5 protein-coding genes and 2 pseudogenes are annotated in these 8,576 nt (G+C 71.1%); all 7 read right to left on the reverse strand.

Going from position 1 to position 8,576, the window contains the following annotated elements; genetic code table 11:
* On the reverse strand, positions 1–328 hold a 328-nt coding region (gene xpsI / locus ACKVMH_RS11345; RefSeq protein WP_412700367.1), incomplete at its 3' end, for a type II secretion system protein XpsI.
* Complete coding sequence (gene xpsH, locus ACKVMH_RS11350) at positions 325–822, reverse strand: type II secretion system protein XpsH (protein ID WP_412700368.1); 498 nt, start codon at positions 820–822, stop codon at positions 325–327. The genes xpsI and xpsH, both read right to left, overlap by 4 nt.
* 4 nt (positions 823–826) lie before the next feature.
* Complete coding sequence (gene gspG / locus ACKVMH_RS11355) at positions 827–1,270, reverse strand: type II secretion system major pseudopilin GspG (RefSeq protein ID WP_215218771.1); 444 nt, start codon at positions 1,268–1,270, stop codon at positions 827–829.
* 48 nt (positions 1,271–1,318) lie between these two features.
* The gene (xpsF, locus tag ACKVMH_RS11360; RefSeq protein ID WP_412700369.1) at positions 1,319–2,536 is read right to left on the reverse strand and encodes a type II secretion system protein XpsF; all 1,218 of its coding nucleotides are present in this window, start codon (positions 2,534–2,536) and stop codon (positions 1,319–1,321) included.
* Between the two features lie 4 nt (positions 2,537–2,540).
* Positions 2,541–4,244: a type II secretion system ATPase GspE gene (gene gspE, locus ACKVMH_RS11365; RefSeq protein WP_412700370.1), complete on the reverse strand. Its 1,704-nt coding sequence runs from the start codon at positions 4,242–4,244 to the stop codon at positions 2,541–2,543.
* Between the two features lie 141 nt (positions 4,245–4,385).
* Positions 4,386–5,975 (reverse strand): annotated as a pseudogene (locus ACKVMH_RS11370) (phosphoribosylformylglycinamidine synthase subunit PurQ); the annotation flags it as partial.
* A gap of 64 nt (positions 5,976–6,039) precedes the next feature.
* Positions 6,040–8,466, reverse strand: a pseudogene (gene purL, locus ACKVMH_RS11375) (phosphoribosylformylglycinamidine synthase); the annotation flags it as partial.
* Positions 8,467–8,576: the final 110 nt, after the last annotated feature.

Genomic DNA, 8,576 nt, shown 5'->3' on the forward strand with positions numbered 1-8,576 from the left:
GCTCCAGCAGTCGCGCGGCGCCGGGTCGCGTCGGCGGCGCCGCTCCTTCAGTCCAAGGCGACACCTCCAGCGACCAGCGGTAGCGGCCGTCCTCGAACTCGCCGTCGACGCGCCCCGGTTCCAGCGCCTGGCCGACGCCGACCGTGTCGAGCAGCGACTGGGCATGCAATGCGGCGCGACCGGCATCGCCCGACCAGCGCACCTGCCGGGTCGCCCCCGACAGCGTGCCCAGCAGCAGGCCCAGCGCCAGCGCCAGCAGCGCGAAGGCGACGATCACCTCCAGCAGCGAATAGCCGCGCTGGCGCCGCGGGGCGGCAGGGCGCCTCACGGTGGCCCTCCGTCGCGCGCCAGCGTGACTTCTCCGGTCAACCAGGCCACGTCGATGTTCCACGCCGCCGAGTCCCGGCGCAGCTGGATGCGGCCCCCGGTCGCCGCGCCGTCACCGAAGAACATCACCGCCCCCTCGCCGCGGGTCGGCTGCGCCTGGCGGGCACCGGTGAAGCGCACTTCAAGCGCGTCCGGGATCACGCCCTGGCGACCGTCGGGTGCCTGCCAGGTGCGCGCGGCCGGGTCGATCACGAAACGCTGCGACTGCCCCGTCGCGATCGCGCGGGTGCGGGTGTAGCGCAGCTGCGCGGCGATCTCCTTCGCGCTCGAGCGCAGCTGCGCGCCGGCAAACCCGCCGGTGAACGCGGCCGCCGCCAGCAGGCTGGCCGCCGCGATCAGGCCGACCACCAGCAGCATCTCCAGCAGCGACACGCCACGCATGCGCCGACCCGGCGAATGCGTCCCCGGGCGGTAGAGGCTGCGGGTGGCGCTCATGTCGCTACTCGTAACGGATGTCACCGTCGACGCTGGTGCCACCGACCTTGCCGTCCTTGCCCAGCACCACCAGGTCGAACGGGCCGCTCTCCCCCGGGGCCCGGTACTCGACCGGATGCCCCCACGGGTCGTTGAGCTCGGGTGCCTTGGCATACGGGCCGAGCCAGCCGGCCGCGTCGGCCGGCGCGGTGACCAGCTCGTCCAGGGTGGTGGGCAAGCGCCCGGTGTCCATCTGGAACGCTTCGACCTTCTGCGCCAGCGTGGTCACCTGCGACTTGGCCAGGTTGGCCTTGGCGCGGTCGGCGCCGCCCAGCACGCGGCTGCCCACGAAGGTCAGCACCGCGCCGATCAGCACGATCACGATGATGATCTCGATCAGGCTCATGCCGGCCTGGCGGGCGGCGGACGGGGCACGGAAGTGTCGGCTCGGGAATCGCGGGGTTCGCATTACGGTGTCCTTCTCGAACGGTTCGGGGGAATGAATGTCTGCGGTCGGCTAGCCGACCGCGTTGGTCAGGTCGTACAGCGGCGTCAGCACCGCCATCACCACCACGCCGACCACGCCGGCCAGCACCACGGTGACCACCGGCACCAGCGCCGCCAGCATGCGGTCCAGCGCGAGCGAGGTCTGGTGCTCGAAGGTCTCCGCCGTCTTGACCAGCATCGCATCGAGTTCGCCGGACTCCTCGCCGACCTGGATCATCTGCAACGCCAGCCGCGGGAAGCGCTTGCCCCGGCCCAGCGCGGTCGACAGCGCCGCGCCGTTCTTGACCTCGGCCGCGGCGGCTTCGACATCGGCGGCCAGCACGCGGTTGTCCATCACCTTCTGGGCGATGCCCAGCGCGGCCATAAGCGGCACGCCGTTGCGCACCAGCGTACCGAGGGTGCGGGCGAGCCGCGCGGTCTCGACCTTGGTCACCAGCGCGCCGAAGAACCGCCGGCGCAGCACCCAGCCATCCAACCATTCGCGGAATGCCGGGTCGCGACGCTTGCGGTCGATCCACAGCAGCGCCAGCGCGGGCACCACCACGAGCACGATCCACCAGTCGCGCACGAACAGCCCGACGCCAAGCACCACCCGGGTGAACAGCGGCAGGGTCGCGTCCAGGCTCTCGTACATCTGGGCGAACTGCGGGACCACGTAGCCCAGCAGGAACAGCAGGCTCAGGCCGACCATCACCAGCAGGATCGCCGGGTAGATCAACGCGTTGACCACCCGGCCCTGCAGCGCGCGCGACCGCTCCAGGTAATCGGCCAGGCGGGAGAGGGTTTCATGCAGGCTGCCACCGGCCTCGCCGGCGCGGACCATGTTGACGTACAGCCGCGAGAACGTGCCGTGCTGGCGTTCCAGCGCGGTCGACAGCGGGCTGCCGCCGCGCACGGCATCGCGCACGTCGCCGACGATGCGCCTGGCCGCGTCGTCCTCCGGCAGTTCCAGCAGGATCGTCAGCGCGCGGTCGAGCGGTTGCCCGGCGCCCAGCAGCGTGGCCAGCTGCTGGGTGAACTGCACCAGCCGCTCGCCGGCGAACGGCCGCGGCTTGAACAAGCCTTTCCAGCTGGTCGCCGCACCGCCCTCGCTTGCCAGCCTGGTTTCCACCGGCAGATGGCCCTGCTCCTGCAACCGGTTCGCAACCTCGGCGTCGCTGGCGGCTTCCATCTGCCCGTCGAGCAGCTCGCCGCGGCTGTTGAGCGCCTTGTAGCGGTACAGCGCCATGCGATCAGGCGTCCTCGGTCACGCGCAGCACTTCCTCGATCGTGGTCAGCCCCGCCAGCGCCTTGGTCAGGCCGTCCTCGTACATCGTGCGCATGCCCGCGGCGCGCGCCAGCCGCTCGATCTCGCCCATGCCTGCATGGCGCATCACCGCGCTGCGCAGGGCGTCGTCCATGACCATGAACTCCATGATCGTGGTGCGGCCCTGGTAGCCGGTGGGGGCCAGCTCGGAGGCCACCGGGCGGTAGAGGAAGAGTTCGCCCGACGGCTGCAGGCGGCGCAGCCCGAATTTCTCGATCTGCTCGGGCGTGGCCAGGTAACGCTCGGCGTGCGTGGGCTCCAGCCGGCGCACCAGGCGCTGGGCCAGGATGCCGTTGACGGTGGAGGTCAGCAGGTAGTCCTCCACGCCCATGTCGAGCAGGCGGGTGATGCCGCCGGCGGCATTGTTGGTGTGCAGCGTCGACAACACCAGGTGGCCGGTGAGCGCGGACTGGATCGCGATGCGCGCGGTCTCCAGGTCGCGCATCTCGCCGATCATGATGATGTCCGGGTCCTGGCGCACGATCGAACGCAGCGCGTGCGAGAAGTCGAGCCCGATCTGTGGCTTGGCCTGGATCTGGTTGATGCCCTCGATCTGGTACTCGACCGGGTCCTCGACGGTAATGATCTTGACGTCCGGCGTGTTGAGCTGGCTCAGCGCCGTGTACAGCGTGGTGGTCTTGCCCGAGCCGGTCGGGCCGGTGACCAGCAGGATGCCGTGCGGCTGCTCCAACACCTTGCGGAACTGCGGCAGGAACCCGTCGGTGAAGCCGAGCCGCTCGAAGTCCAGCACCACCGACTCGCGGTCGAGCAGGCGCATCACCACGCTCTCGCCGTGCGCGGTCGGCACCGTGCTGACGCGCAGGTCCAGCTCCTTGCCCTGCACCCGCAGCATGATCCGGCCGTCTTGCGGCAGGCGTCGCTCGGCGATGTTGAGCTTGCCCATGATCTTGATGCGGCTTATGACCGCCGCGGTCAGGTTGACCGGCGGGCTTTCGCCATCGATCAGCACGCCATCGACGCGGTAACGCACCTTCAGGCGGTTCTCGAACGGCTCGATGTGGATGTCGGACGCACGCAGCTCGACCGCGCGCTGGATCACGAGGTTCACCAGGCGGATGACCGGCGCCTCGGAGGCCAGGTCGCGCAGGTGCTCGACATCGTCGAGGTCGCTGCCTTCGCCCTCGGCGGTCTCCACGATCGCGCCCATCGCGCTGCGGCCCTGCCCGAACCAGCGCTCGACCAGCTCGTCGATTTCCGAGCGCAGCGCAACATGCGCGCGCACCTCGCGGCCGGTCGCCAGCCGCACCGCGTCGAGCACGTACGGATCGTGGGGATCGGCGGCCAGGACGTCGACCGCCTCGTCGCTTTCGGCCACGGGACAGACGGCGAACTGCTTCATGAAGCGGACCGCGAGCGGAACCCCCTCGGGCGGCAACTCGGGCAGGTCCTTGGGGCCGACCAGTGCGAGGCCCAGCACGGCGGCGACCGTCTCGGCGTGGTCACGTTCGGACACCAGGCCGAGCCGTCCGAGCAGTGCCAGCAGGCTGCCGCCGGTTTCGGCCTGCAACCGGCGCGCGCGACCAAGGTCCGCCTCCTTGAGGCGCCCCTTCCCGAGCAGGGCATCGACGATCCGGTCTTCCAACGGGTTGCCACCCGTGCCGCTGTCCATGCCGCCGTTGCCCGCACCGTCGACCACGTCCGCCGTTGCGCCCACACCGCCTCCAAAGCCGTGAGCGGCCGACTGTAGCAGGGTCCGCGCAGGCCGTCGGCGGCCGCATGCGCGGAGGCCGACGGCGTCACTGGTCCGCCGTCAGCCGACGAACACCCTCGCGTTGCGGAACATACGCAGCCACGGGGAATCCTCGCCCCAGCCGGCAGGCGCCCAGCTCAGGTTGGCCGTGCGCAGGGTGCGTTCGGGATGCGGCATCAGGATGGTGGCGCGGCCGTCCTCGCTGGTCAGGCCGGCGGTGGCGCCGGCCGAGCCGTTGGGGTTGGCCGGATAGCGCGTGGCCGGCGTGCCGTCGGCCTCGACGTAGCGCAGCGCGGTGCGCGCGGCGGTCTGGTCGAGGTTGCTGGCGAACTCGGCCCGGCCTTCGCCGTGCGAGACCACCACCGGGATGCGCGAGCCGGCCATGCCGCGCAGGAACAGCGACGGCGATTCGACCACCTCCAGCAACCCCAGGCGCGCCTCGAACTGCTCGCTGCGATTGCGCAGGAACGTGGGCCAGTGCCCGGCGCCCGGGATGATCGGCTTGAGCTGGCTGAGCATCTGGCAGCCGTTGCAGACGCCGAGACTGAAGCTGTCGTTACGCGCGAAGAACGCCGCGAACTGCTCGCGCAGCCCCGGGCGCTCCAGGATGCTGGTGGCCCAGCCGCGGCCCGCGCCAAGCACGTCGCCATAGCTGAAGCCACCGCAGGCAGCCAGGCCCTTGAAGCCGTCGAGGGTGACGCGGCCAGCGATCAGGTCGCTCATGTGCACGTCGAACGCCTCGAAGCCGGCACGGTCGAACGCGGCGGCCATCTCCACCTGGCCGTTGACGCCCTGCTCGCGCAGGATCGCGACCTTCGGACGCGCGCCGCCGACGTGGACGGCGCCGGCGACGAACGGCGCCGCGATGTCCTCGGCCGGGTCGAACACGAGTTTCGGGCGCAGTCCCGGGGCGGCGAAGTCGCGCGCGGCCACGCGCTCCTCGTCGGCGCACTCGGGGTTGTCGCGCAGGCGCTGCATCGCGTGGCTGGTCGACCACCACGCGTCGAACAGCTCGTCCCAGCGCCATTCGGCCAGGGTCTCGCCGTCCTCGCGGATGCGTACCGCCGGCGCCGTGGTCGGCCGGGCGATGCGCTGGGCGCAGTCGATCAGGCCGTGGCGCGCGACCAGGTCGGCGAAGTCGGCGCGATCCTGGACCGCGACCTGCACCACCGCACCCAGCTCTTCGTTGAACAGGGTGCGGAACGGGTCCTCGCCCCAGCCGTCGAGGTTGATCTCCAGCCCGAGGTGTGAGCAGAACGCCATCTCGCACAGCGCGGCGAACGCACCACCGTCGGAGCGGTCGTGGTAGGCCAGCAGCAGGTCGGACTCGCGTGCGTCGCGGATCAGTTCGAAGAAGTCGCGCAGGCGGCCCGGGTCGTCCAGGTCGGGCACGCCGGCGTTGCGCCGGCCGTCCTCGGACGGCTGGCCGGCAAAGGCCGGCAGCTTGCCGCCACCCTGCGACGCGTCGGGATGCACCTGCGCCAGCACCGAGCCACCCAGGCGCTGCTTGCCGGCGCCCAGGCCGATGAGCCACAGCTCGGAGTCGGCCTCGCGGTCCATCAGCGGCGTCAGCTGCCGGCGCACGTCCACCACCGGTGCGAACGCGGTGACCACCAGCGATACCGGCGACACCGACTTCTGCGGCTCGCCCTNGCCACAGCTCGGAGTCGGCCTCGCGGTCCATCAGCGGCGTCAGCTGCCGGCGCACGTCCACCACCGGTGCGAACGCGGTGACCACCAGCGATACCGGCGACACCGACTTCTGCGGCTCGCCCTCGTGCTGCCACTGCGCCTGCATCGACAGTGAGTCCTTGCCGACCGGGATGCTCAGGTCGATCTCGGGACACAGCTCCATGCCGACCGCGCGGACCGCGTCGAACAGCAGCGCGTCCTCGCCATCGTGGCCGGCCGCCGCCATCCAGTTGGCCGACAGCTTGATCCGGTCGAGCGACTCGACCGGCGCCGCGCACAGGTTGGTGATTGCCTCGCCGACCGCCATGCGGGCCGCGGCGGCGGCGTCGAGCAGCGCCAGCGGAGTGCGCTCGCCGATCGCCATCGCTTCGCCGGTGAATCCGTGGAAACCGGCGAAGGTGATCGCGCAATCGGCCACCGGCACCTGCCATGGGCCGACCATCTGGTCGCGCGCGGTCAGGCCGCCGACGCTGCGGTCACCGATCGTGATCAGGAACTGCTTGGACGCCACGGTCGGGTGGGCAAGCACGCGCAGCGCGGCATCGCGCAGGTCCAGCCCGCTCCAGTCCAGCGCCGGCCACGGCGCATCGGCCGGCCGGCGGGTGTCGCGGTGCATCTTGGGCGGCTTGCCGAACAGCACGTCCATCGGCAGGTCGATCGGGTGCGCCACGTCGGCCCGCGCGTCGCCGTAGACCGACTCGACGGTGGCACCGTAACCCACCACCAGGCGCTCCTCGGCGGTGGCGAAACCGACCACCGCGAACGGACAGCGCTCGCGCTCGCATATCGCGGTGAACTCGGCGACCCGGTCGGCCGGCATGCCGAGCACGTAGCGCTCCTGCGATTCGTTGCACCACAGTTGCATCGGCGACAGCGACGGATCGTCGGTCGGCACCTTGCCCAGGTCGACCACGCCGCCCAGGCGCGAGTCGTGCAGCAGTTCGGGGATGGCATTGGACAGGCCACCGGCGCCGACGTCGTGGGCACTGGCGATCGGGTTGCGCGCGCCAAGCGCGACGCAGGCGTCGATCACTTCCTGGCAGCGACGCTCCATCTCGGGGTTGTCACGCTGCACGCTGGCGAAATCGAGCGCCTCGTGGCTGTCACCCGATGCGACCGAGCTGGCCGCGCCGCCGCCCAGGCCGATCAGCATCGACGGACCGCCGAGCACGATGACGGCGTAACCGGGCTTTAGGCCGAGCTTGTCGACCTGGTTGCGATCGATCGCGCCGAGCCCGCCGGCGAGCATGATCGGCTTGTCGTAGGCACGGGCGTAGCCGGCCTGGTCGAGTTCGAAGCTGCGGAAGTAGCCGGTCAGGTTGGGTCGGCCGAATTCGTTGTTGAAGGCGGCCGCACCGAGCGGACCGTCGAGCATGATCTCCAGCGCGGGTGCCATGCGCGGGTTGAGCGCGCGCGTGCCCTCCCACGGCTGCGGCAGGGTCGGGATGCGCAGGTGCGACACGCTGAAACCGCACAGGCCCATCTTCGGCTTGCCGCCACGGCCGGTCGCGCCCTCGTCGCGGATCTCGCCACCGGCGCCGGTGCTGGCGCCCGGGAACGGCGCGATCGCCGTCGGGTGGTTGTGGGTCTCGACCTTGATGCAGAACGCCGATTCGACCGGCGCCTCGGCGCGGTAACCGCCGGTGGCCGGATCGGGGCGGAACCGCCGGGCCTGGTAGCCGGCGACCACCGCGGCGTTGTCGCTGTACGCCGACAGCGTGTGCTCGGGCGTCTGCGCGTGGGTGTGCTTGATCATCCGGAACAGCGAGGTCGGCTGTTCGCTGCCGTCGATGGTCCAGGACGCGTTGAAGATCTTGTGCCGGCAATGCTCGGAGTTGGCCTGCGCGAACATCATCAGCTCGACGTCTGACGGCTGCCGTCCGAGTGCGGCGTAGCGCTCGCGCAGGTAGGCGATCTCGTCGTCGGCCAACGCCAGACCGAGGCGGATGTTGGCAGTCTCAAGATCCTCCAGCGCGATACGCTCCAGCTCGCCGCGGGCGGGCTGCTGGAACAACGCCACCGCGTCGTCGGGCGACTCCAGCAGCGACTGGGTCATCGGGTCGTGCAGCACCCTGGCCAGCGCACCCTGGGTGGCGGCGTCGGCGGGCCAGCCGGTGAGGTCGTAACGCAGCCCGCGCTCGACCCGGTGCACCGGCAGGCGGGCCCCGTGCAGCAGCTCGGTGGCCTTGCTCGCCCACGGCGACAACGTGCCCAGGCGCGGCGTGACGTAGCGCGAGACCGCGCCGTCGGCGCGTGTCGCGGCGTCCGGGCTGGCCTGCAGGATCCGGCGCAAGGTGGCGTCGTCAGGGGTCGCGCTTGCTTCCGGATCGACCCAGTAGACCGGCCACGCGCCCAGCAGGCGCACGGCGGGATGGATGGACTGGAGACGGGCTTGCAAGCGTTCGCGTCGGAACGCGGACAGGGCGGGAGCGCCCTCGAGGACGATCATGTCCGGGGAACCGTAGGATCGACGGGCCGGCTATTGTAAGGCAGTCGCCGCCCGGGCTGCGGACCGGCCGGTGGCCGACCCGTCAGCGGCTCACGCGCCGCCGGCGGCGC

The sequence above is a fragment of the Lysobacter zhanggongensis genome (assembly GCF_046638635.1).
Classification (GTDB): Bacteria; Pseudomonadota; Gammaproteobacteria; order Xanthomonadales; family Xanthomonadaceae; genus Novilysobacter; species Novilysobacter luteus.